Here is a 24,515-nt window from a genome sequence, read left to right on the forward strand (position 1 = left end):
CTCACCGGTGGGCGCAGGACTGAAATTTCCCCTCCAGAGCGGCGTCCAGCGAGCCCAGAAAGTTCAGCAGAAAAAGCCTCTCTCCCTCCGCCGCGCCCGAGAGGAGGCCCTCCACCAGGCGGTCGAAATCCGCGTGAAGGCGCTCGTGGAAGCGGTAAGCCCGCTCGCCGTCGGGCGTCACCCTCAGGATGCGGCGGAGGCTGCTGCCCTCGTCCTTTTCCTTGACGAGCATCCCCTTCTCCTCCAGCTTCATCGCGATCTGAGACACGGCTCCCCGCGTCACGCCCAGCACCTCCGCCAGAGCCGCCATGTGCCGGTCCGGGTTCTCCTTAACGCACTTGATCAGGTGAATCTCCGCCGCAAATAGGGGCGTGTCGGTGCCGTAACGGTGCAGCCGCTCCTGCGCCTCCTGCAGCTTCAGCATGACGTTCAGCAGGCGATAGCTGACCTTCTCCTCGTTGGCCTCGTTGATGATCTTCATGGCGCCTATTGTATAGCATCTATACAATTGAGGCAAGGGGGGCGGCCTTTGCACAAGCGCCCCAAAAGGCTATAATCGTCTGTACTTAATTAAGGCCTGCTCAGGCGGCCGAGGGAGGATTCTGCAATGCCGTACGATTTTCAGGCGATAGAGTCGAAGTGGCAGAGGAAGTGGACCGAGACCCGCTGCTTCGAGGCGAAGCCGGACCCGTCAAAGGAGAAGTTCTTCTGCCTTGAAATGTTCCCCTACCCCAGCGGAGCGCTTCACATGGGGCACATCCGCAACTACTCCATGGGCGACATGCTGGCGCGCTTTCTGCGCAAGAGGGGCCGGAACGTGCTCTACACCATGGGGTTCGACTCCTTCGGCATGCCTGCGGAGAACGCCGCCATCAAGTACAAGACGAAACCCCACGATTGGACGCTCAACAACATCGACTACATGACGAAGCAGTTGAAGCGCATGGGCTACAGCTACGACTGGAACCGTGAGGCCATCACGTGCCTTCCCGAGTACTACCGCTGGAACCAGTGGATCTTCCTTCAGATGTACAAGAAGGGCCTCGTGTTCCGCAAGGAGGCGCCCGTCAACTGGTGCGACACCTGCGGCACCGTGCTGGCCAACGAGCAGGTGGAGGACGGCCGCTGCTGGCGGTGCCACAACCCCGTCTCCAAGAAGAACCTGAAGCAGTGGTTCATCAAGATCACGGACTACGCTCAGGAGCTCCTGGACGACATCGAGAAGGACCTGCAGGGCTGGCCCAAGCGGGTGCGCATCATGCAAACGAACTGGCTCGGTCGGTCCGAGGGCGCCGATCTGACCTTCCGGGTCCCTGAGCTGGACTGCGGCATCGAGGTCTACACCACGCGCTTCGACACGGTGTTCGGCGTCACCTTCATCGCCCTGGCTCCGGAACACGAGCTGGTGCAGCGCATGATGGAGCACATGCCCCAGGACGAGGCCGAGGCCATGCGGGAGTTCGTTCAGAAGGCCGCGGCACAGAGCTCCATCGAGCGCTCCGACGCCAGCGCGGAGAAGCTGGGCTTCAAGACGCCCTTCAGCGGCATCAACCCCGTCACGGGCAAGCCCGCTCCCATCTGGCTGGCCAACTACATCCTGACGGACTACGGCACGGGGGCCATCATGGGCGTGCCGGCGGGGGACCAGCGCGACTTCGAGTTCTGCCGCAAGTACGGCATCCCCGTCGTCCCCGTGGTCCAGCCGAAGGACGGCACGCTCCTGGACGGCGACACCATGACGGAGGCCTTCACGGAGTACGGGATCGTCGCCAACTCCGGCCACTTCGACGGCATGACCACCGAGGAGGCCATCCCCGCCATGATCGACTGGGGCGAGAAAAACGGCTACTGCAAGAGGACCGTCACCTTCCGCCTGCGCGACTGGCTGATCTCCCGCCAGCGCTACTGGGGCACGCCCATCCCCTTCGTACACTGCCCCAAGTGCGGCGACGTGCCCGTGCCGGAGGACCAGCTGCCCGTGCGCCTGCCGGAGGACGTGACGGTCAAGGAGGTGGGGCACTCCCCGCTGCTGGACCTGCCGGACTGGCTGGCGACGACCTGTCCCCGATGCGGCGGCCCGGCCAAGCGCGAGGCCGACACCATGGACACCTTCTTCTGCTCCTCTTGGTACTTCGACCGCTACTGCTCCCCCGGCGACACAGATCACCCCTTCGAGAGGGCCGACGTGGACTACTGGATGCCGGTGGACCAGTACATCGGCGGCATCGAACACGCCTGCCTGCACCTGATCTACGCCCGGTTCTTCACGAAGTTCCTGGCGGACATCGGCCTGATCCGCGTGCGGGAGCCCTTCACCAACCTGCTGACGCAGGGCATGGTCATCAAGGACGGCGCCAAGATGTCGAAGTCCCTGGGCAACGTGGTGGACCCCACGGAGATCGTGAACCGGTTCGGCGCGGACACCGTGAGGCTCTTCATCCTGTTCGCTGCACCGCCCCAGAACGACCTGGACTGGTCGGAGAAGGGCGTGGAGGGGTCCAGCCGCTTCCTGGGCCGCGTGTGGCGCTGCGTGGAGGAGAACCTGTCGACGCTCAAGGCCCACAGGGGTCGCGTCGTCCCCATGGGAGAGCTCAAGGAGGACGCCCTGCGGGACTTCAAGCGGAAGATCCACACCACCATCCGCGACGTGACGTGCGACATCGAGACGGAGAAGCAGTTCAACACGGCCATCGCCCGTCTGATGGAGCTGACGAACAGCCTGACCGCCCTGAAGGAGACGGGGGAGACGGCGGACTCCCTGCGCGCCGAGGCCGTGGAGGCCCTCCTGCACTGCCTCTCTCCCTTCTGCCCCCACATCGCGGAGGAGCTTTGGGAGATGCTGGGGCACCAGGAGGTGATCAGCACGGCCCCCTGGCCGGAGGCCGACCCGGAGGCGCTGGTCCGGGACGTGGCGACCATCGTCGTTCAGGTGAACGGCAAGGTCCGCGCCAAGCTGGAGCGCCCTGCAGGGCTCTCCAGGGAGGAGCTTGAGAGGAGCGTCGTCTCGGACCCGACCGTGCAGGAGAAGCTCGCGGGCAAGGCCGTCCTCAAGGTCATCGCGGTGCCCGACCGCCTGGTCAACATCGTGGTGAAGGGCTAAGCCCTTTACCGATCGCACGCAAGGGGGGCCTCCGCTTGGAGGCCCCCCTTTGTCGTTCCCCGCTGCCACCTGCCCTCCGGCGTCAACGCGCGCGGATCATTCGCCAGAGCGTGGTACGGCTGATGCCCAGCCGTCCGGCTGCGGCGGTGCGGTTGCCCCCCGCCTCCTCCAGCACCCGAAGGGCGACGTCCCGGTTGATCTCCTCCAGGGTGCGGTTCAGGTCCAGGGGGGTGGAGGCGTTCTCCGCGTTGGGCGAGAGCATCCCAACATGATGCTCACGCCCCAGCGTCCGCCGCACGTCCTCCGCGGTGATGCGCCCCTGAGCCGTCACCGCCAGCTCCCCCACCACCCTTCGGAACTGAGTGGCGTTGTGGGGCCAGGGGAACTCCTGGAGGAGGCGCAGCGCTTCGGGAGACGCCCCCAGGATCGGGCGCGGCAGGTCCGCGTTCAGGCGATTCAGCAGAAGGCTCAGCAGAAGGGGGATGCGGGACGCGGTCTCCCTCAGGGGCCTCAGGCAGAGGGAAAGGCAGCACAGCCTGTCCATGAACAGGGACCCGACCTCGGAGGCGTACTCCCCCTGACGGCACGCGCAGGAGAGGAGGACGCGGTTCTGGCGGCACACCTCCATGTCGGAGAGGATGGCCAGGAGCTGTCGGCGGCGCTCCGGGCTCAGCGCGTCCAGGTTCGAGAAGTAGAGCGTGCAGGCCTCCCCGTAGAGGGGTGAGGAGTGGCGCTCCGTCAAAAAACTCCAACTCCTCTCCGTCAGTAGGCTGCAGTTGACGGCAACAAAGGGGTTTCGGCTCAGGGCACCCTGCACGTAGAGCGCGCAGGCCATGGGCTCCTTGCCCGTGCCGTCCTCTCCCGTAATCATGACGGGGGCTTCGCTCCGATTGATGCGGTCCAGGTCCTGCCGATAGTCCGCGATGCCGTCGTCAAGGCTCAGCAGGCTGCCGTCGTAGATGCGCCCCGCCTCCTCCCGCGTCAGGAAGCGGATGCCCATCTGGCGGGGCGACAGGGGCGACCGGTGGGCCGTGAAGAAGAATGCCGTGCAGGCGAGCCCCCCGGCCTCGACGCGCCGGCTGCGGATGGAGTAGAGCATCCCGTCCATGTTGCGCAGAATTCGACGCTCCTGAGCCGCGCCGGCCCTCTCAAGCTCTCCCCTCAGCAGCGCCAGCAGCCGAGGGGAAGGGTTCTCGATGGAGGAGAGAAATAGCCGTCCCCGGTCGTCGAAGACGACCGTCTGCCCCACCTGCCCCTGAATGACCTCCTTGAAAAAACGGTTCTCCGCCCACAGCTGCGCCTGGCTGTCGTAGAGCCGGACCGCCTGCTCAAAGGCCCGCCGGACGCTGTCGGCGCCCGATGCGATGAGGAAGGAGTTCATCCCCAACCGCCTGGCCGCGGCGTGGGAGATCGCGTCGCACAGGACGACCTCGAAACGCCTCTCCCGCAGGCGAAGCAGGGTGGGCTCCACCTCCTCCGGGGAGTCGATGGTCACGATCTCGATCGGACGGCCCATGAGCTCGCAGAGCTGTCGCGCGCTGTTCGTGATATTGGCGAAGGCCACCATGGCCGTTGGGGCCGCCACGTCGTCCGACAGCTTCAGGGCGCAGAGGACGTCGTAGGCGGACACCTCGATCTCGATGACCGGAAGCGTCAGGTGTTCCTGCAGCATCCGCGCCGTGCCGCCCCTTGAGATGAGGGCGTCATAGTTCCCGTGAAAGCTGCTCCGCACCGCCTCCAACCCCTGCTCCATGTCCCCCACGAACGACGTCAGCTCAACCTGCGGGTACTCCCCCGCCAGCCTCTGCATCAAGGCCTCCATGCCCTCGTAGGGAGCAACGCCCAAAAGCCTGATCCGCCGCTCCATCCTCATTCCCCTTCCTTCCCTCAACTTCGGGGTTTGTTTCAAAACGAAACAAAATCATCCGCTTAAAATTCTTGCAAATCCAAAATCACCTTGTATAATGAGGTCATTCGAGGAGATTCCACAAAGATATTATAGCGATTATGGCGAATCGGACCAGCAGACGTTGACTTTGTTTCACTATTTAACAGTCTAGGTCGAACGACGAAATCGGACTTGAGGGGCGTGGACGATGGTATCCCTTTTGATCGTAGCCGATGACTTTACGGGAGCGCTGGACACGGGCGTGCAGTTCGCGGCCCATGGGGCCTCCACGCGGGTCGTGACGGGCCTCGACCGGGATTTCAGCCGAGACGAAGCGCAGGTGCTGGTGCTGGACGCCGAGACGCGGCACCTCGCTCCGGAGGCCGCCTACGCGGCGGTCCATCGCGCCGTGTCGGCGGCACTTCGCGCGGGCGTCCCCTACATCTACAAGAAGACGGACTCCGGGCTTCGAGGGAACGTCGGCAGCGAGTTGGCGGCCGCCATGGACGCAGCGGGCGTTCAGAGCCTGCCCTTCGTCCCCGCCTTCCCCTCCATGGGCCGGATCACGCGGGACGGCGTCCAGTACGTGGACGGCCTGCCCCTGGACCAGAGCGTCTTCGGTCGGGACCCCTTCGAGCCCGTGCGCTTTTCCCGGATCGGTGACGTCATCGCCCAGCAGACGTCAAAGGCGGTCTTCGTCCGCAGGCCGGGGGAGCCGGGGACGGGCCAGGGCATCCAGATCCACGACGCCGCGACGGACGAGGACCTGAAGCTCACCGCACGCGCCCTCGGCCCGGAGGGCCTGCGCCTGTCGGCGGGCTGCGCCGGATTCGCCTCGGTCCTGGCAGACCTCCTGATGCCGGCCGCGCGCCCCGCCGCGGTCCCCTCCCTGCCCCCGGCACTCCTCATGGCCTGCGGCAGCGTCAACCCCGTGACGCGGCGCCAGACGGCCGCCGCCGAGGGATGCGGCTTCCAGCACGTCCATCTCAGCGTGCGGCAGAAGCTCGACGAGGCCTGGCCGTCGGGAGATGAGGGCTACGCCCTGATCGAGGACTGCCTGGCGAGGGTCCGTCGGTGCGGCCGGGTGATCTTGGACACGAACGACCCGGAGGGCAGCGCGGAGACGCAGGAGCGGGCCGCAGCCATGGGACTGAGCCTGGCCCAGACCCGGGTGCGGGTATCCAAAGCGCTGGCTGAGCTGACCAGGGGGCTTCTGGACCGCGGGCTGGAGGCCACGCTGCTGTGCGTCGGCGGGGACACGCTGCTGGCCTTGATGCAGGCCGTGGGGACACACGAGTTGACGCCCGTTTGCGAGATGGCTCCGGGCGTCGTCCTGACGAGTTTCGTCTACGGGGGAAGGGCCTGCTACATCCTTGCCAAGTCCGGAGGGTTTGGCAAGCCGGACCTTTTGTGCTGCCTGGCCGACCGGATTGGCGCCGGGAGAGAGGAGAAAGCCTGATGCTGACGAAGTACGATCTGAAGATGCCGCGCGCGGTCTACAGTGGCGAGGACGCGCTGACGAACGTGGGGAACGTCCTGTCCGAAAACGGCGTGAAGAAGCTGGCCGTCTTCACCGACAAGGGGATCGAGGGTGCGGGGCTCCTGGAGCCCCCCATGGCGGAGGTTCGCAGGACGGGCGTCGAGTTCACCGTACTGGACGACCTACCGGCCGAGCCCTCCTACGCTCAGGCCCAGAAGCTGGTGGACCAGTGCCGCGAGAGCGGAGCGGACTTCATCATGGCCGTGGGCGGCGGCAGCGTCATGGACACGGCGAAGCTGTCGAGCGTCCTGATGACCAACGAGTACGGGATCAAGGAGCTTCTGGAGGACCCCGGGCGCGCCCGCAAGCACGTCAAGACCCTCATGATCCCCACCACGGCGGGGACGGGGGCCGAGGCCACGCCCAACGCCATCGTGGCCGTCCCCGAAAAGGAGCTGAAGGTGGGCATCGTCAACGCGCACATGATCGCGGACTACGTCGTCCTGGACGCCGTGATGATCAAGAAGCTCCCCCGCAAGATCGCGGCGGCCACGGGGCTGGACGCCCTGGCCCACGCCATCGAGTGCTACACCAGCAACAAGGCCAACCCCTTCAGCGACCTCTTTGCCCTTCAGGCCCTCGACATGACCCTGAACAACATCGAGCGGGCCTGCGACGACCCGGAGGCCATGGAGGCCAAGCGCATGATGCAGATCGCGAGCTTCTACGGCGGCATCGCCATCACGGCCTCCGGCACCACGGCGGTCCATGCGCTGAGCTACCCCCTCGGAGGCAGGTATCACATCGCCCACGGCGTCTCCAACGCCATCCTGCTGGCGCCCGTGATGCGCTTCAACGAGCCCGCCTGTCGGGAGCTGCTGGCCCACGCCTACGACCGCTGCATCCACGGCGACGCCTCCTCGACGGAGGCCAAGAGCGCAGCCGTCATCGCCCGCATCGAGGAGATCGTGAGGCACCTCGACATCCCCACCAGCCTGAAGGAGTTCAACGTGCCCAAAGAAGACCTGGAATCGCTGGTACAGTCCGGAATGCAGGTCACGCGCCTCCTGGTGAACAACCGCCGCCCCGTCACGGAGGAGGACGCCCGCCGGATCTATCAGGAGATCCTGTAGCATTTTACGAGCCGAACAGGCAGGACAGAGGAGGAGAACGACCTTGAAGAAGATCGACATGAGGGGCATCATCGTCCCCATCCTGACCCCCATGAACGAGGACGAGAGCGTCAACGAGGGGGAGCTTCGCAGCCAGGTCCGCCGCATGATCGACGCGGGCATCCACGGCATCTTCGCCTTTGGAACCAACGGAGAGGGCTACGCCCTGAGCGACGCGGAGAAGGAGCGCGTGCTGACGGCTGTGGTCGACGAGGTGCGGGGGCGGGTTCCCGTCTACGCCGGGACGGGCTGCATCACCACGGCGGACACCGTCCGGCTGAGCCGTCGGGCTCAGGAGTTGGGCGCCGACGCCCTCTCCATCGTGGCCCCCTTCTACGCCGCGGCCTCCCAGGACGAGCTCTACGACCACTACATAGCGGTGGCCGAGGCCGTGGACCTGCCCATCGTGCTCTACAACATCCCACCCCGCACGGGCAACGCCCTGGCGCCCGCCACGGTGGCGCGCCTGGCCAGGGACGCCCGCAACATCGCAGGGGCCAAGGATTCGAGCGGGAACTTCGACAACCTCAAGCAGTACATCGAACTGACGAGCGGCCTGGACAAGGACTTCAGCGTCCTCTCCGGCAACGACGCCCTGATCCTTCCCGGCCTGGTCTTCGGAGGCAGGGGCGGCATCGCGGGCTGCGCCAACGTCTTCCCTCACACCATGGCGGAGATCTACGAGGCCTTCGCCGCCGGGGACCTCAAACGGGCCATGAGGGTCCAGGACAGCATCCGAACCTTCCGAAACTGCTTCAAGTACGGCAACCCCAACACGATCATCAAGATCGCCACGGGGCTTCTGGGCTATCCCGTCGGGTCCTGCCGCAGGCCCTTCTGCCGCCTGTCCGACGAAGGCATGAAGGCGCTGAAGGAGGCCTTGGAGCGCTGCAGGGAGAACGGGCTCCATTAGGCCCCGCACTGTCTTTTTAAGGAGGCATGTTCCATGGACAAACCCATCCTCGGCATCACCATGGGGGACCCCTTCGGCAACGGGCCGGAGATCACCGTCAAGGCCCTGGCCGACGCGGCGGTCTACGATCGCTGCCGCCCCCTCGTGGTGGGCGACGCATCCAGCATCCGGTACGCCGCGGCGGCGGCCCGGACGCTCTCCGGAGCGGACCTGGAGGTCCACCCCATCAAGGCCGTTAGCGAGGCCGCCTTCACCCCCGGCGTCATTGACGTCCTCGACCTGGGCCTCGTGAAAGCCTCCGACATCCCCGGCGACCCGGCGGCCCCGAAACCCTTTGGGCTGGGGGTCACGAAGCTGGGCGGCGAGGCCGCGTTTCAGTACGTGGTGAGGGTCATTCAGATGGCCATGGCGGGCACGGTGGACGCCACGATCACGAACGCCCTCAGCAAGGAGGCCATCAACCTGGCGGGGCATCACTATTCGGGGCACACGGAGATCTACGCCGACTACACGCACACGCAGAAGTACACCATGATGCTGGCCCACGAGAACCTGCGCGTCGTCCACGTTTCCACCCACGTTTCCCTCCGTGAGGCCTGTGACCGGGTGAAGAAGGACCGGGTGCTGGACTGCATCCGAATTGCAAACGACGCCTGTCTGGCCCTGGGCATCCGGGACCCGAAGGTCGGCGTGGCGGGCCTGAACCCCCACTGCGGCGAGAACGGCATGTTCGGCACGGAGGACATTCAGGAGATTCAGCCGGCCATCGACACGGCGCTGGCTCAGGGGATCAACGTCCCCGACCGCAAGCCCACGCCGCCCGACACGATCTTCAGCAAGGCCATCGGAGGCTGGTACGACATCGTGGTGGCCATGTACCACGACCAGGGGCACATCCCCCTGAAGGTGAAGGGGTTCGTCTACAACAAGGCCGAAAAGCGCTGGGAGGCTGTGGCGGGGGTCAACGTGACGCTCGGCCTGCCGATCATCCGCGCCAGCGTGGACCACGGCACGGGGTACGGCCACGCCGGCAGCGGCGGCGCCAACGCCCTGAGCCTGGTCAACGCGATGGACTACGGCATCCGGCTGGCGGAGCACCGGGGGAAGCGGTGAGACACAGAGGCAGCGCCCCTGCGGCGCAGCCCGATCACACGGAATCGAGGGACCTGGCATGAAATTCGTACTCACTCAGGCCCTTTGTCCTGAGGGGATGGAACCACCCTTCCTGTAACCCCCGCAGGAGGCCTGAAGGTTTGGTCCGGATTTTCGCCGCCGACTGAGGCGGCGTGCAGCAAAAAACGTCTTACTTTTTGAAGGAGGAAGAACCATGAAGAAGATCCTTGCGTTGTCGTTGATCCTCGCGTTTGCCGCCGCTGCGTCGGCCGAGTTGACGCAGCCCGTCAACCTGACCTTTGCGGCCCAGGAGGTGGGGACCGGAGCCTACTCGGTGGCGGCCGCCATCCAGTCGGTGCTGGTGAAGGGCCTGCCCCAGGGCTCGACCATCGACCTCACCACCAACTCCCCCGGCGGCGTGGGCGCCCCCATGCTGATCCAGAACGAGGACTGCGACCTGATCGTCTCCAACGCCGGCCCCTCCCTCTGGAGCTACGAGCGCACGCCCGATCAGTATCAGTTCGGCGGCTGCAAGGACGTCCGCAGCATCGGCGGGGGCCTTGGGCACACCTTCACGAACGTCATGTTCACGAAGAAGTTCGTGGACGAGACGGGCATCACGACCCTGGAGGAGCTCATCGCGAAAAAGCACCCCGTCAAGATCGTCACGAAGAAGAACGGGTCCCTTGGGGAGCTGACGGCTGAGCGCGTCATCGAGGCCTGCGGCATCTCCGTCGAGGAGTTCAACTCCTTTGCCAAATGGGAAAAGACCGGCACCGACGCCATCAAGAGCGGCCTTCAGGACGACCTGTACGAGATGACCATCGACCACATCGACGCAGGACAGGCCACCACCACCGAGATCGCCCTCACCCACGACATGTTCTTCGTCCAGCTCTCCGACGCGACGCTCGCCAACATGCAGAAGATGGGCTACGCCCCCATCGTCATGCCGGCCGGCACCTGGAACAAGCAGGACAGGGACATCAAGACCATGGGGTCACAGCAGAACGTCCTGGTCCCCGCGGCGATGGACGAGGAGCTCGCCTACGCGCTGACCAAGGCCATCTGCGAGAACAAGGACGAGATGGCCAAGTTCGTCGCCTCTCTGGGCTGGTTCGACCTCAAGACCGCCGCCAAAAAAGAGCTCAACGGCGCCCCCCTGCACCCCGGCGCGATCCGATACTACAAGGAGATCGGCGTCCAGGTGGACGAATAGCCCCGGCGCCATGCAAAGCCTCCTGAAGGGGAAGGCCGCGATCGTCACGGGCTCGTCCCGCGGCATCGGCAGGGACATCGCCCTCGCCTTCGCGGAGAACGGCGCCGACGTGGTGATCCACGGCACGCGAGAACAATCCGACCTGCGGGACCGCATCCGCGCAACGGGTGTTCGCTGTGAGTGCGCGGCAGGCGACATCGGCGACTACTCCACTGCGGAGCGCCTGACGGCGGCCTGCCTGGACGCCTTCGGCCGGATCGACGTCCTGGTGAACAACGCGGGCGTCAACAGCCGAACCCCCTTCGCGGACCTATCCCTTGAGGAGTGGGAGCGCGTGCTGCGAACGAACCTGACGGGCGCCTTCTGCACGTGCAAGTGCGTGGTGCCTCACATGCTGAGGCAGCGCAGCGGCTGCATCATCAACCTGTCCTCCTCCGCCGGAAAGACGGCACACCCGAACGCCGCCCTTCCCTATGGCGTCTCCAAGGCCGGAATCAACTCCCTGACGCAGAAGCTGGCGTGGGACCTGGCTCCCTTCGGAATCCGCGTCAACGCGATCTGCCCCGGTCCCATCGAGACGGACATGACGAGGCAGTGGGCCCCGGAGTACCGTGAGGAGGTCCTGAAGTCCATCCCCGTCCGACGGCTGGGCTGTGGGGCGGACGTCGCGAACGCGACCGTCTTTCTGGCGTCGGACATGTCCACGTTCATCGTTGGCGAATCCATCAACGTCAACGGCGGTAAGTACATGAACTGACCCTGCGCCCCATGCCGGCGCAGTGCGGGGAGCCGGGATCGCCCCGGCTCCCCATTATTAAAATCCTTACAAGTAAGGAAGTGAGCGACTTGAATACCGAGAAGAAGATCGCCCCGCGGACCGTTGCCGCCGTCGTCGTCACCACGGCGTTCTTCGCGTTCCAGCTCTACATCGCCCTCGTGAAACAGTTTCCCCCCATGCTGCAGAGCCCGCTGCACCTGGTGTTTGCCCTGACGTTGGTCTTCATCTACTTCCCCGCGGACCACAACCATCGCAAAAAGGTGCGGAAGGCCGCGGAATCCCAGGGCCACGCGCCGGACCCGACGGAGCTCAACCGCTACGCATGGACCAACTGGCTGGACCTCCCGGCCTTCGCGGGGATCGCCTACCTCCTGTGGTACGTCCTGACCCAGAACGCCCGCCTGACCGACTACGTGGTCAGCATCTCCCCCGTCTACGGCATCGACTACGCCTGCATGATCGTCACCGTGGGGCTGCTCCTCGTGGCGGTGTACAGGACGCTTGGGATGACTCTGGCCGCCTTCATCGCCGTCTTCATCCTCTACGCCTGGACGTCCCCCCACCTGCCCGGCATCCTCTACACGAAGCCGAAGAGCTTTCTCAAGTTCCTGAACCAGTTCACCGCGGGCATGACCATGACGGAGAGCGGCGTGTTCGGCACGCCCCTCTACACGAGCGCCAGCACGTTGTTCTACTTCATCGTGTTCGGAGCGTTCTTCTCCACCATCGGCGGCGGCCAGCTCCTGATCGACATGGGGATGAACGTGTCCAACAAATCCGCAGGGGGTCCGGCCAAGGCCGCGGTGCTCTCCTCAGGCCTCATGGGCATGATCTCCGGCTCCGCCGTGGCCAACGTCGCCACCACGGGGGTCATGACCATCCCCATGATGAAGAAGATCGGCTACGCCCCGGAGGAGGCCGGAGCCGTCGAGGCCGTGGCCTCCACCGGCGGGCAGATCATGCCGCCCATCATGGGCGTCGGCGCCTTCATCATGGCCGAGATGCTGGGGATCAACTACATGAGCGTCGCGGCGTCGGCTATCATCCCCGCGCTGGCCTACTACTTCGCGGTGTTCGTCCTGGTGGACCGCCTCGCCGCCAGGCGCACCTCCCACCTCAACGCCAACGTGGACGCGACCATCCAGATAAAGCGGGCCATCCTGCCCCGCCTCTACCTGCTGATCCCGGCCATCCTGCTGGTGGTCTGGATCATCCGCGGCGCCTCGCTGATGCGGTCCGGCATGGTCGGCATCTTCGCCTGCATCGTCTGCAACGTCCTCAACCGCTTCTTCAACCGGGACGACTGCATCAACCTCAGAGGTCTCGCCGCCTGCTGCATGGACGGCGCGCGTCAGGCCGCCAGCATCGCCATCCCAACGGCGGCGTGCGGGATCATCATCAACGTCGTCACGGGGCAGACCTCCCTGGCCACCAACCTCTCCAACCTGATCAGCGCCCTGGGGACCAGCAACCTGTTCCTCGCCCTGAGCATCGCCATGATCGGCTGCATGATCCTGGGCATGGCGCTGCCCACCGTAGCCGCCTACCTGGTGGGCGCCATCCTGTTCGTGCCCTGCATCCAGCCCATCCTGCTGGCCAGCGGCATGAGCGGCCCCGTCGCCAGGCTCTGCGCCAACATGTTCGTGTTCTACTACGGCATCATGGCTCAGATCACCCCGCCCGTCTGCGTGGCGTCTTACACCGCAGCGGGCATCGCAGAGGCCAACGCCATGAAGACGGGCATGAAGGGCTTCACCTTCGCGATGGTCGGCTTCATGGTCCCCTTCGTGTTCGTGTACAACCCCGCCATCCTGCTTCAGGGCTCCGTGGCGGAGATCGCCGTCTCGACGCTTCAGTTGGGAGCCGGAACCTTCTTCCTGGCCGTCGTCGTGGCCGGTTACTTCAAGGGCGAGCTGAACGTCATCGAGCGCGCGCTGCTGTTCGTGGCAACCCTGTGCCTGATCGCCCCGGAGTACGTCAGCTCCGTCGTGGGCGCCGTTTTGGGCATCGCGGTCCTGGCCGTCAACTCCCTGAAGCGGAAGCGCGCCCTCACGGAAGGGGGGACTTCCGAATGAGCCGGCACAGCGTGGCCATCGCGGGCAGCGGACTGGCCGCCCTCGCCACAGCAGCCCGCCTCCACGAGCTGGGCGTGCGCGACATCGCCCTCTACGCAAACGGCTTCGGCGGGACGCCCTTCATCGCGGCCATCAACTTCGTCCTGCCGGACAACCCCTACGGCGACACCCCGGAGCTGTACTGCACGGACATGCTGCACGCGGGTTACGACATCGCCGATCGGGAAACGGTACGTCGGATGACGAGCCGGACGGCGGACGGCTACGAGCTCCTGTGCCGCTGGGGCGTGACCTTCGCCCGCAACGAGGACGGGACGCTCAAGCGCCGCCACGTCTCCGGTCACACGCACCCCCGCTCCCTCTGCCAGACCACCCGGCTCATCGGGGCCGAGATCCTGGAAGCCATGCTGCCGCGCCTCGAGGCGGCGGGCATCGAGGTCCATCGCAGGTGTCCGGTGACGGGTCTCCTGACGCGGGACGGGCGCATCGAGGGGTTCACGGTCCTGCAGGACGGCGAACCACACAACGTCTATGCCCCGGCGACGGTCGCAGCCTGGGGCGGCGTGGGCGGCCTTCTTGGCCCCACCACCTATCCGGGCGACGTCCAGGGCAACACCCTGGGAATGGCCAAAGAGGCCGGAGCCGCGATGATCGACATGGAGTTTCTGGAGTTTGAGCCCATGGTCATGATGGACCCGCCGGGCACGGTGGGCGAGCCGGCCCCCACCGCCATGCTGGGGGAGGGCGGGCACCTTCTGAACTCCCGGGGCGAGCGCTTCCTTCTGTCCGTCCGGCCCCAGGGAGAGGGCGGCGCGCCCAAGTCCCTCATCAACCGCGAGGCCTGGAAGCAGGTCCAAAGCGGCAAGGGCAGTCCCAGGGGCGGCGTCTTTCTGGACCTGCGCCACATCGACCGCGCGGTTTTGCAATCCTATCCCTGGTTCTACGACCGCCTCATGAAGAACGGCTGCGACCCCAACCGACAGTTGTTGGAGGTAGGGCCCATGGCCCACAGCTTCTCCGGAGGCATTCGGGTCGACGCCGACTATCGCTCCGACGTCCAGGGGCTCTACGCCGTGGGCGAGGCCTGCGGCGGGCTGCACGGCGCCTGCCGCTGCGCCGGAAACGCCGCGAGCCAGGCCGTGCTCTCGGGGCTCCTCTGCGCGGAGGGCATCGCAAAAGACGGCGGCCTGGACCGCGCGATCTCCCCTCACCCTGTGCGATGCACTCAGGACGCAACCCTGCGCGGGAAGGTCCTGCCGAAGCTGCGAGGCATCGCCGCCCACGCCCTGGGAATCTACCGGAACGGCCCCGACCTGGAGGCGGCCCGCTCCGCCGTGAAGGCCATCCTGGACGAGCCGGCGACGGCACGGGACGACCTGACGCGCCAGTCCGCGCTGGCCATCCTGATGATCACCGAAGCGGCGCTGAACCGCAAGGAGAGCCGCGGGACCCACAACCGCCTGGACTTTCCGGAGACCGATCCGGCGTTTCAGCGGGAGTTCACCCTTTGAGAGAGGCGACCCTGCGACACAGACGGCAGCCCGACGTCGCCTGTGCCGCGGGATCGCGGCCTGAAACTCCGACGCGACGCGCCGAATGAGCGTCTGCTCCGTCCACATCCTATTCCCGTCGAAACGGTATAATAATCACGAGCGTCCCGCCGGGGACCAGCACCCCCAGCAGGACGCTCATCAAGCTTTTCCTCCCTTCGCGTTTCCGCCCCCGCCCTCCGGCAAGAATCATCGCAGGCACCCCCGTCGGGGAGAGTCAAGCCTGCGGGCCAGCGCCGCCGGTCACTTCGTAGTATACTCGACTAAACGGAAAGGACACCTTCCTTCGTCAACGGGTCAACGCTGGAGCTTCAAGGTCCCGAACGAAGGACACTGGGGGAATACGATGATCAAGATCGAGAAGATTTGCCTGCGAAACTTCAAGACCTACAAGAACGCGGAGATGTCAAACGTCCCGCGGTTTTGCGTAGTGGTTGGGGCAAATGGCTCCGGAAAGAGCACCCTTTTTGACGTGTTCGGCTTCCTCCGGGATTGCCTGACGTTCAACGTTACCCGAGCCCTCCGGACCCGGGGCGGATTTCATGAGGTGGTTTCACGTGGAGCCGACGGGGAGAACCTTTCCATCGAGATGCAGTATCGTATGCCGATCACGGGAAGGGAGCGCCTGGTGACGTACAGCCTGGAGATCGGGCTTGAGGGGAAGTCGCCGTGCATCGTGCGCGAGATTCTGCGCTACAAAAGGGGGGCTCATGGGTCGCCCTTCCACTTCCTGGACTTCTCCAGCGGCGTCGGGGAAGCGGTCACGAACGAGGAGGATTTCGACAAGACGGACGAGGAGCTGACGAAGGAGAGGCAGGACCTGGGACAGCGGGATGTCCTCGCCATCAAGGGGTTGGGACAGTTCCAAAAGTTCAAGGCAGCCAATGAACTGCGTCAGCTGATAGAAAACTGGCACGTTTCAGATTTTCACGTCAGTATGGCTCGAGGCGTCAAGGAGGCGGTTGGAGATGCCGATCACCTCTCGGTCACGGGAGACAACCTCCAACAGGTCGCAAAAAACCTTCATGATTCCCACCCGGAGGTCTTTCAACGCATCCTCCGTAAGATGCGGGAGCGGGTCCCGGGCGTGTGCGACATCGAGACCGAGGACACGCTCGACGGAAGGCTGCTGCTGAAGTTCAGGAACGACACCTTCGAGGACCCCTTTATCGATAAGTTCGTCTCCGATGGGACCATCAAGATGTTTGCCTACCTCGTCCTGCTGCACGATCCCCAGCCGCATCCCTTTTTATGCGTCGAGGAGCCGGAGAATCAGCTTTACCCCAAACTCCTGCCCGCACTTGCGGAGGAGTTTCGCGAATACGCCCTGAGGGGAGGGCAGGTATTCGTGTCCACGCATTCCCCGGACTTCCTGAATGCCATCGAGGTGGACGAGGTCTTCTGGCTGGAGAAGAACGAGGCCGGGTTCACCGACATCCGACGCGCCAGCGACGACCCCCAGATCGTGGACTATATGAAGGATGGGGACCAGATGGGATACCTCTGGAAACAGGGGCTCTTCGGCAAGGCGGATCCCCGATGAGCACTCTGGTCTGCCTCTTGGAGGAGCGCTCGGCAGAAGCGATGCTTCGGGGCATTCTACCGCACCTCATCCCGGAGGACTGCGAGGCCGTTTACATCCCCTTCGAGGGCAAACAGGATTTGGAAAAGCAGCTGGTGAGGAGAATTCGGCTGTGGAGAAAGCCCGACTCGTGGTTCCTCGTCCTGAGGGATCAGGATGCGGGAGATTGCCTCGCCGTCAAACAAAACCTGCAAGAACTCGTCAGGAAGACGGGGAAGGAGGATCGCACCCTCATCAGGATAGCCTGTCACGAGCTTGAGAGCTTCTACCTTGGCGACCTGCGCGCCGTCGAAGAAGGGCTTGGCCTGTCCGGCCTGACACACCGCCAGGAACAAAAAAAATACAGGACGCCGGATGCTCTGTCCAACGCATGTCAGGAGCTCAGGATGCTGACGAAACAAAGCTATCAGAAACTGAGTGGCTCGGAGAGGATAGCTCCCTGCCTAAGAGTGGACGGAAGCAATCGTTCGACCAGCTTCAACGCCCTGGTTCAAGGGATCGGACGGATGCTTTCCCGTTGATCCGGTCCATAGGGCACACGCCGCAGGGTCGCGGCTTGAAACTCCGACGCGACGCGCCGAATGAGCGCCTGGTCCCTCCGCATCCGGCCCCTCCGAAACGGTATAATAATCACGAGCGTCCCGCCGGGGGATGACGGACGGCGAACGAGGCGATGCGGGCCGTCTTTTTGATGTAGGGATGCAGGATAAAAAGAAAGCGTCCGCAGGACCGGGCGCACGATGAGGGAGACGACACTATGGAGAAAAACGAGCTCAATCGCGTTCAGTTTCACGACCTCATGAAGTACCGCTTCATCTCCTCGCCGCGCATCTCGCCGAACGGGGCCAAGGCGGCTTTCGCCGTACACCAGGGGGACCTTGAGGGCAACCGCTACCTCTCCTGCCTCTGGCTCTGCGACCTGACGTCCGCCCACACCTCCCAGCTGACCTTCTCCGGGATGGAGCGGGCCTTCTGCTGGTCGCGAGACGGGCGGGACCTGATCTTCGTCAGCGGCCGCAGCCCTCAGCCCGGAGAGCCCGAACCTGCCCCGGACGCGCCCAAGGACTCCCGCCTCTACCGCATGAACGTCGCCGGAGGCGAGGCCCGCTTCCTGGCCGCCCTGCCGCGCACGGTCACGGCCCTGTGGGACCTGGGGGACGGCAGGCTCCTCCTGAAGACCACGGACCCCCGCAAGGGCGAGCGCTTCGAGGACGCGGACTACATGGTCTTTCAGCAGATCCCCTTCAACTCCAACGGCAAGGGCTTCACGGCCCAGCAGAGGTCCCGCCTCTCGCTCCTCACCCTGGAGGGCTCTGCGCTGGAGGACCTGACCCCGGAGACGATGGACGTCCGGCAGGTGCGCCTGTCGCCGGACGGAACGCGCGTACTCCTCACCGGTGCGGAGTACGAGGACGTCATGCCGCTGACCACGGGGGTCTGGGAGATCGACCTGAGCTCGAAGACCCTGAAGGAGCGCCTGCCGCAGGGGCAGTACACGTGGGGCTGCGCCGCGTTCTTCGAGGGGGAGGTCCTGCTGGCGGGCACGGACATGAAGCGCCACGGCCTCAACGAGAACAAGCGGTTCTTCATGGCGCAGGAGGGCGCCGCCCCCCGCTGCCTGACCCCGGAATGGGACCGCAGCCTGCACAACTCCATCATCTGCGACTGCCGGTACGGCATCGGCCCCATCGGGGAGAGCTTCGTCGTGGACGGGGACAAGGCGTGGTTCGTTTCCACCGAGGGCTGGCGCTCCCGACTCTCGACCGTGGACGCGCAGGGCGCGGTCGTGCAGGTTACGCGGATGCTCCGCAGCGTGGACGACTTCGACGTGAAGGGCGGCCGCGCGGTCGTCGTGGGCCTGGAGGGCTTGTCCCTGCAGGAGCTCTACCTGATCGAGGACGGCGCGGAGCGGCGCCTGACGGACCTGAACACGGCGGCCCTCGAGGGGACGGACCTGAGCGTCCCGGAGTACATCCGGCTGGAGAACGGGACGCCCGATGGGCTAGACTGCTGGTACATGCGCCCCATCGGCTTCGAGGTGGGGAAGAAGTACCCCGCCATCCTGCACATACACGGCGGCCCCAAGGCGACCTTCAGCGACGTGTTCGTCCACGAGATGCAGTGCTGGGCGGCGGAGGGGTTCGCCGTCCTCTTCTGCAACCCGCGGGGCAGCGACGGCAAGGGTGGCGGCTTTGACGACATCCGGGGCAAGTATGGGACCGTTGACTACGAGGACCTGATGGCCTTCGTGGACTGGGCCGTTCAAACCCTGCCCTTCGTGGACGGCGACCGCCTGGGCGTGACGGGCGGCAGTTACGGAGGCTTCATGACCAACTGGATCATCGGGCACACCAACCGCTTCCGCGCCGCAGTGACCCAGCGCAGCATCTGCAACTGGGTCTCCATGACCGGCATGACCGACATCGGCTACTACTTCGACCCGGACCAGCACGGAGCGGACGTTGGGGACAGCGTGGAGACCCTGTGGGACCGTTCGCCCCTGAAGTACGCCGACCGGATGAGGACGCCGACGCTCGTCATCCACTCCGACGAGGATCACCGCTGTGACTTGGGGCAGGGGTTGCAGCTCTTCACGGCACTGAAGCGCGGGGGCGTGGAGTCCCGCATGTGCGTCTTCAAGGGCGAGAACCACGAACTATCCCGCTCAGGCCGGCCCCAGCCGCGCCTGGCCCGGCTGCAGGAGATCGCGAAGTGGCTGAAGGAGAGGGTGTAAACGCTTAAGGGGGGCGGGCGCTGAAGCGCCCGCCCCCCTTCTCAATCCGCCTTACTTCAGTTTCAGCAGGCGCTCCGGTATGTGGCAGTAGCCACCCGGGTTCTTGTCCAGGTACTTCTGATGGAATTCCTCCGCCCGCGAGAAGTTGTCGATGGAGAGCACCTCCACCGCAAGCGTCTTCCCCTCCTTCTCCTCCACCGCGGCGCAGACCTCGCGGATGGCCTCCTGCTGCGCGGGGTCCGTGTAGTAGATACCCGTCCGGTACTGCCGGCCGTAGTCCCCGCCCTGGCGGTCCCTGGAGAAGGGGTCGATCGCCATGAAGTAGCGCTCCAGGAGGCGCCGCAGAGGGAGCTTCGCCTCGTCGTAGAGGACCTTCACCGTCTCCGCGTGCCCCGTGTTCGCCTTGCTGACCTGCTGGTAGGTAGGCTCCACGCCGTTCCCGTTGGCGTAGCCCACCTCCGTCTCCACCACACCGTCGAACTGGTCCAGGAACTTCTGCATCCCCCAGAAGCAGCCGCCCGCCAGGTAGATGACCCGGACGTCCTTCCCGTGCGCCGCGGCCTCCGCCGCCGCCGTGTCCGCAGGCCACAGCTCCCGCTTCAGACGGCCCAGCCCCGCGGCCTCCATCTCGTCAAAGGGGATGAAGCGAAGCGCCGCGGAGTTGATGCAGAACCTCTTTCCGCCCCGCTCCGCCGGACCGTCCTCGAAGACGTGTCCGAGGTGGGAGTCGGCGCCCGCGCTCCGAACCTCGACGCGAGTCATCCCGTGGGACGAGTCACCCCGCAGGGACACCGCCTCCGGCGCGATGCTCTTGGAAAAGGCGGGCCAACCGCACCCGGAGTCGAACTTGTCCTTGGAGGAAAACAGGGGTTTCCCGCTCACGACGTCCACGTAGACGCCCTTCTCGAAGAAATGGTCGTACTCCCCGCTGAAGGCCATCTCCGTCGCGGCGTTCTGGGTGACGTTCCAGGCCAGGTCCCCGATCCGCTGCCTCAGCTCCTCCCCGCTCTCTCCATTCGTCCTGCTCTCCACGGATTCCACCCCCTCGTTTTTTCTCGGCTTTTCAGGCGCTCCGTTCGCCCCTCGCGCGGCCAGGACGGCGGCGCAGGACAGACAGAACAGGAACAACGCAAAACCCTTACGACTCAACAGAACACAACACCTCCGAAAAGCTGTTTGAAACGCCCCGCGCAGGCCGACCGGAAGGACGGCTGGCTCAGGGGATTCCCACGTAGGCCACGACGACGTCGCCGGCGTACTGCGGCGCCAGGTCGAGGCAGGGTTTCATCCGATGGAAGGTGACGGTCTTGTGCGCGCACACCGCCGCGCCCAGGACCTCCCCCGTGTCGGTGTCAACGCCCGACGGGACGTCCACGGACACGATGTGGAGGGCGTACCGATTCATCGCCTCGATGGCGCGCCGGGGAAGGCCCTCCACGGGACGGTTCAGGCCGATGCCGAACATCGCGTCAATGCAGGTTTCGCAGCCCTTCAGGGCGTACTCGAAGTCCTCGAAGCTCGCCTCCGTCAGCGCGTAGATCGACTCCGGGGACATCTTTCTCATGATCTCCAGATTCGTCCTGAAGTCGGCGCTCCCACCATCGGGGTTGCCGACCAGGTAGACGCGGACGTCGCGCCCCAGGAGGCACAGGTGCCGAGCCACGGCCAGGCCGTCGCCTCCGTTGCCCCCAGGCGCGCAGACCACGGCGAACGCGCTGTAGTCCTCCACCTCGCGCACCACCGCCAGGGCGGCGTTCTCCATAAGGAGGAGGCTGGGGATGCCAAACTTCTTGGCGGCACGCTCCTCCATCCGGCGCATCCTCTCGCGCCCGACCGTCTCCGGAGAGCCCACGCCGCGGTAGACCACCTCGCGGACCAGGCCCTCGCCCATCAATTCCTCCACTCCAAAACCCTCCACAATCATCGCGTCATTTTCCCCCTCTCAGGGGGCCAGGCCGTCGGTCCCTGTCCTGCGCCGCATCCACCACACAAACCATGCGCCGCAGCCTCGTTCGGGCCTATTATATCAAAAGGGGTCGGGCAGACCCCGACCCCTCCTCAATTTAGGCGTTCCGGCGGACGGACCTCTAGTGCTTCGTCACGAGGTCCGTCAGGTAGTCCATGTCCGCCAGGTACGGCAGGGTGATGTGCTCCCCCGTGCGCTTTTTGTTGAACTCGGCCGACGTCTCGAGCGCCGCCTCGTTCCGCGCCCAGGCCCGGCGCGCTACGCCACCCATGACGTCCCAGCTCATCGCGCTCCGGATGACGTCGTCCACGCGGAAGGAGCCGTCCAGCACCAGGCCGAAGCCGCCGTTGATCGCCCGACCGATGCCCACACCGCCGCCGTTGTGCAGCGCCACGAGGCTCATGCCACGCGCCGCGTTGCCCGCGAAGCATTGCACCGCCATATCCGCCATGACGTTGCTGCCGTCCTTGATGTTGGCCGTCTCCCGGAAGGGCGAGTCCGTCCCCGACACGTCGTGGTGGTCACGGCCCAGCATCACCGGCCCGATCTCCCCGTTGCGCACCATCTCGTTGAACTTCAGCGCGATGCGCACGCGCCCCTCCGCATCCTGATACAGGATGCGGCACTGGGTCCCCACCACGAGAGCGTTCTTCTCCGCGTCCCGGATCCAGATCCAGTTGTCCTTGTCCTGCTGACGGCGGTCCGGGTCAATGCAGTCCATGGCCGCCCGATCCGTCCTCCGCAGGTCCTCGGGGTCACGGGACAGGCAGCACCAACGGAAGGGCCCGTAGCCGTAGTCGAACAGCATGGGGCCCATGATGTCCTCCACGTAGCTTGGGAAGATGAAGCCGTCGTAGGTGTCCTTCCCGTTCTTCGCGATCTCGGTGACGCCCGCGTCGAACACCGTGCGCAGGAAGGCGTTGCCGTAGTCGAAGAAGTACGTCCCGCGGTCCACCAACGCCTTGATCAAATGGAAATGGCGCTTCAGGGTCTCGTCCACCAGCGCGCGGTACCGCACCGGGTCCTCCTTCAGGAGGCGCGTGCGCTCCTCGAACGTGATGCCCGCCGGGCAGTAGCCTCCGTCGTAGGCCGCGTGGCAGCTGGTCTGATCGGAGAGCAGGTCGATGCCGATGCCCTTGTCCACGGCGTACTGAAGCAGGTCCACTATGTTGCCGTGGAAGGCGATGGAGTGGACGTCGTCCTTCTTCATCTGCTCCTGAGCCCGGTCGAAGGCCTCCTTCGGCGTCCGGCAGACCTCCTGCACCCAGCCCTGATCGTGGCGCGTCCGGATGCGGGACTCGTCCACCTCCGCCGTGATGGAAACGCAGCCCGCGATGTCCGCGGCCTTGGGCTGCGCGCCGCTCATGCCACCCAGGCCCGACGTGACGAAGAGTCGTCCCTTCAGCACGTCCGGCTTGTTGCCGAATTTCTTTCGTCCGGCGTTGAGCACCGTGTTGAACGTGCCGTGTACGATGCCCTGGGGGCCGATGTACATCCAGCCGCCCGCGGTCATCTGGCCATAGTTCGCCACGCCGAGCTGCATGGCGCGGTGCCACTCCTCCTGATTGTCGAAGAGCCCCACCATCAGGGCGTTGGTCACGACGACCCGCGGCGCCTCCGGCCTGGACCGGAAGAGCCCCAGGGGGTGCCCCGACTCCACCACCAGCGTCTGGTCCTGGGTCAGGTTTTCCAGGTACCTTTTGATGAGGAGGTACTGCATCCAGTTCTGACACACCTGCCCCGTCTCGCCGTAGGTGACGAGCTCGTAGGGGTAGAGCGCCACGTCAAAGTCCAGATTGTTGTCGATCATCACCTGGAAGGCGCGCCCCTCCGCAGAGCGCCCCCGGTACTCGCCGATCGGTTTGCCCCACAGCTTGCCCTCGGGGCGGAAGCGGTAGCCGTAGATGCGACCCCGCGTGCGCAGCTCCTCCAGGAACTCCGGCGCAAGCTCCCGATGGAAGCGCTCCGGGATGTAGCGCAGCGCGTTGGCCAGGGCCAGCACCGTTTCCTTCTCGTTCAGGGTGTACCCACGGTCCGGCGCGCGGCGGTACTGCGGGTCGAACTCCGGGCGCGCGGGAAGCCCGTCGGGGAAGTCCAGCGACAACGTTACCCTCTCGTCCACAGCCATGCAAAAGCATCTCCTCTCGATTTGATCGGGTCGATTGAACGGCGGCCCAGCGGCCAGAAAGACCACTTTAGCCTATTAACAAAGCGCTTCCAAGGGTTCAGGCGTTTTTACTCGGTTGTTATAACTATAGCACGTCATCAAAAAAACGGACGTGCAAAAGCGCCAGAATACGTCAAACGCATGACGTTTCAAATCTTGATGGGCTTAATACGATATGCTATGCTTTGCGGAAGAAGGGAGATGACGCAATGAAGCTGTCAACCACGACCCGATACGGACTGAGAGCGCTGACGGACCTCTGCGTTCAGCAGCAGGACGCTCCGGTTTCCGTCAGCGATATCGCACGGCGTCAAAACATTCCGGTGAACTACCTCGAACAGCTCTTCGCAAAGCTTCGCCGCAGCAACATCCTGAAGAGCGTGCGAGGGGCTCAGGGCGGCTATCTCCTTGCGCGTCCGGCGAAGGAGATCACGGTATCGGAGGTCATCGCCGCGCTGGGCGAGGAGATCCTCTTCGGCTCCTGCCAGAGCGAAAAGGGCTGTGCGAACGCCCCCACCTGCTCGACCTTCGACCTCTGGAACAGGCTACGAATCTCCATCGACGGCATCCTGGACGGCACGACCCTGGAGGACCTCGCCAAAAAGGACAGGGCGCTCCGGGCAAGGAAGACGGTGGACCCGCTGCGGCGTGCCGCCGTAGCGCGCGCGGTGAAGCGCCAGGAGGCCCACCCATAGGCGCGTCGGATGGGAGTTTTCCCGCCCTTTGCAACGGGAGGGAAGCGACCGAAAAACCAGGACTGACCGCGGGACGTACCAAG

General features: G+C 65.1%; 18 protein-coding genes. 13 read left to right on the forward strand and 5 right to left on the reverse strand.

The genetic code is table 11. From position 1 onward, the window contains the following. Position 1: 1 nt before the first annotated feature. Complete coding sequence (locus ACO41U_RS01510; RefSeq protein ID WP_485941194.1) at positions 2-481, reverse strand: MarR family winged helix-turn-helix transcriptional regulator; 480 nt, start codon at positions 479-481, stop codon at positions 2-4. A 126-nt stretch (positions 482-607) separates the two neighbouring features. On the opposite strand from ACO41U_RS01510, the gene leuS reads away from it, so the two are divergent. Next, positions 608-3,100 (forward strand): leucine--tRNA ligase, encoded by a 2,493-nt coding sequence (leuS, locus tag ACO41U_RS01515; RefSeq protein ID WP_485941195.1) that lies wholly within the window; start codon positions 608-610, stop codon positions 3,098-3,100. Positions 3,101-3,182: 82 nt separating this feature from the next. Here the strand turns inward: leuS and ACO41U_RS01520 are convergent, their stop codons facing one another. Then, entirely contained in the window at positions 3,183-4,967 is a 1,785-nt protein-coding gene (locus tag ACO41U_RS01520) for a PrpR N-terminal domain-containing protein (protein WP_485941196.1), read from the reverse strand. Between the two features lie 229 nt (positions 4,968-5,196). Between ACO41U_RS01520 and ACO41U_RS01525 the strand changes: the two genes are divergently transcribed. From ACO41U_RS01525 to ACO41U_RS01575, 11 genes are all read left to right on the forward strand, one after another. Further along, positions 5,197-6,447: a four-carbon acid sugar kinase family protein gene (locus ACO41U_RS01525; protein WP_485941197.1), complete on the forward strand. Its 1,251-nt coding sequence runs from the start codon at positions 5,197-5,199 to the stop codon at positions 6,445-6,447. Further along, positions 6,447-7,601, forward strand: coding sequence for an iron-containing alcohol dehydrogenase (locus ACO41U_RS01530; protein ID WP_485941198.1), 1,155 nt, complete (start codon positions 6,447-6,449; stop codon positions 7,599-7,601). The genes ACO41U_RS01525 and ACO41U_RS01530 overlap by 1 nt, the downstream gene beginning before the upstream one ends. A gap of 43 nt (positions 7,602-7,644) precedes the next feature. Next, on the forward strand, positions 7,645-8,553 hold the full coding sequence (gene dapA / locus ACO41U_RS01535) for a 4-hydroxy-tetrahydrodipicolinate synthase (RefSeq protein WP_485941199.1): 909 nt from the start codon (positions 7,645-7,647) through the stop codon (positions 8,551-8,553). A gap of 33 nt (positions 8,554-8,586) precedes the next feature. After that, entirely contained in the window at positions 8,587-9,666 is a 1,080-nt protein-coding gene (locus ACO41U_RS01540; RefSeq protein ID WP_485941200.1) for a PdxA family dehydrogenase, read from the forward strand. A 214-nt stretch (positions 9,667-9,880) separates the two neighbouring features. Continuing rightward, on the forward strand, positions 9,881-10,885 hold the full coding sequence (locus ACO41U_RS01545; RefSeq protein WP_485941201.1) for a TAXI family TRAP transporter solute-binding subunit: 1,005 nt from the start codon (positions 9,881-9,883) through the stop codon (positions 10,883-10,885). 10 nt (positions 10,886-10,895) lie between these two features. After that, on the forward strand, positions 10,896-11,642 hold the full coding sequence (locus ACO41U_RS01550) for an SDR family NAD(P)-dependent oxidoreductase (protein WP_485941202.1): 747 nt from the start codon (positions 10,896-10,898) through the stop codon (positions 11,640-11,642). 89 nt (positions 11,643-11,731) lie between these two features. Then, a complete protein-coding gene (locus ACO41U_RS01555; protein WP_485941203.1) occupies positions 11,732-13,738 on the forward strand; it encodes a TRAP transporter permease in 2,007 nt (668 codons plus the stop codon). Further along, positions 13,735-15,249 (forward strand): FAD-binding protein, encoded by a 1,515-nt coding sequence (locus ACO41U_RS01560; protein WP_485941204.1) that lies wholly within the window; start codon positions 13,735-13,737, stop codon positions 15,247-15,249. The genes ACO41U_RS01555 and ACO41U_RS01560 overlap by 4 nt, the downstream gene beginning before the upstream one ends. A 385-nt stretch (positions 15,250-15,634) precedes the next feature. Next, a complete protein-coding gene (locus tag ACO41U_RS01565; RefSeq protein WP_485941205.1) occupies positions 15,635-16,831 on the forward strand; it encodes an AAA family ATPase in 1,197 nt (398 codons plus the stop codon). Continuing rightward, positions 16,828-17,391, forward strand: a complete 564-nt coding sequence (locus tag ACO41U_RS01570) for a DUF4276 family protein (protein WP_485941206.1) — start codon at positions 16,828-16,830, stop codon at positions 17,389-17,391. Before ACO41U_RS01565 ends, ACO41U_RS01570 begins: the two co-directional genes overlap by 4 nt. Positions 17,392-17,627: 236 nt before the next feature. Then, the gene (locus ACO41U_RS01575; RefSeq protein ID WP_485941207.1) at positions 17,628-19,604 is read left to right on the forward strand and encodes a S9 family peptidase; all 1,977 of its coding nucleotides are present in this window, start codon (positions 17,628-17,630) and stop codon (positions 19,602-19,604) included. Positions 19,605-19,655: 51 nt separating this feature from the next. Here ACO41U_RS01575 and msrB read toward each other — a convergent pair whose 3' ends face one another. The 3 genes from msrB to ACO41U_RS01590 form a co-directional block, all read right to left on the reverse strand. Further along, entirely contained in the window at positions 19,656-20,753 is a 1,098-nt protein-coding gene (gene msrB / locus ACO41U_RS01580) for a peptide-methionine (R)-S-oxide reductase MsrB (RefSeq protein WP_485941208.1), read from the reverse strand. A gap of 67 nt (positions 20,754-20,820) precedes the next feature. After that, complete coding sequence (locus ACO41U_RS01585) at positions 20,821-21,528, reverse strand: NAD(P)H-hydrate epimerase (protein WP_485941209.1); 708 nt, start codon at positions 21,526-21,528, stop codon at positions 20,821-20,823. Positions 21,529-21,691: 163 nt separating this feature from the next. Continuing rightward, positions 21,692-23,698 (reverse strand): urocanate hydratase, encoded by a 2,007-nt coding sequence (locus ACO41U_RS01590; protein WP_485941210.1) that lies wholly within the window; start codon positions 23,696-23,698, stop codon positions 21,692-21,694. 248 nt (positions 23,699-23,946) lie between these two features. Here ACO41U_RS01590 and ACO41U_RS01595 point away from each other — a divergent pair, with 248 nt between their 5' ends. Further along, positions 23,947-24,432 carry an RrF2 family transcriptional regulator gene (locus tag ACO41U_RS01595; protein WP_298779867.1) on the forward strand — a complete coding sequence of 162 codons (486 nt, stop codon included), beginning with the start codon at positions 23,947-23,949 and terminating at the stop codon, positions 24,430-24,432. The last annotated feature ends 83 nt before the right edge of the window (positions 24,433-24,515 follow it).

It is taken from the genome of Fretibacterium sp. (genome assembly GCF_057312375.1).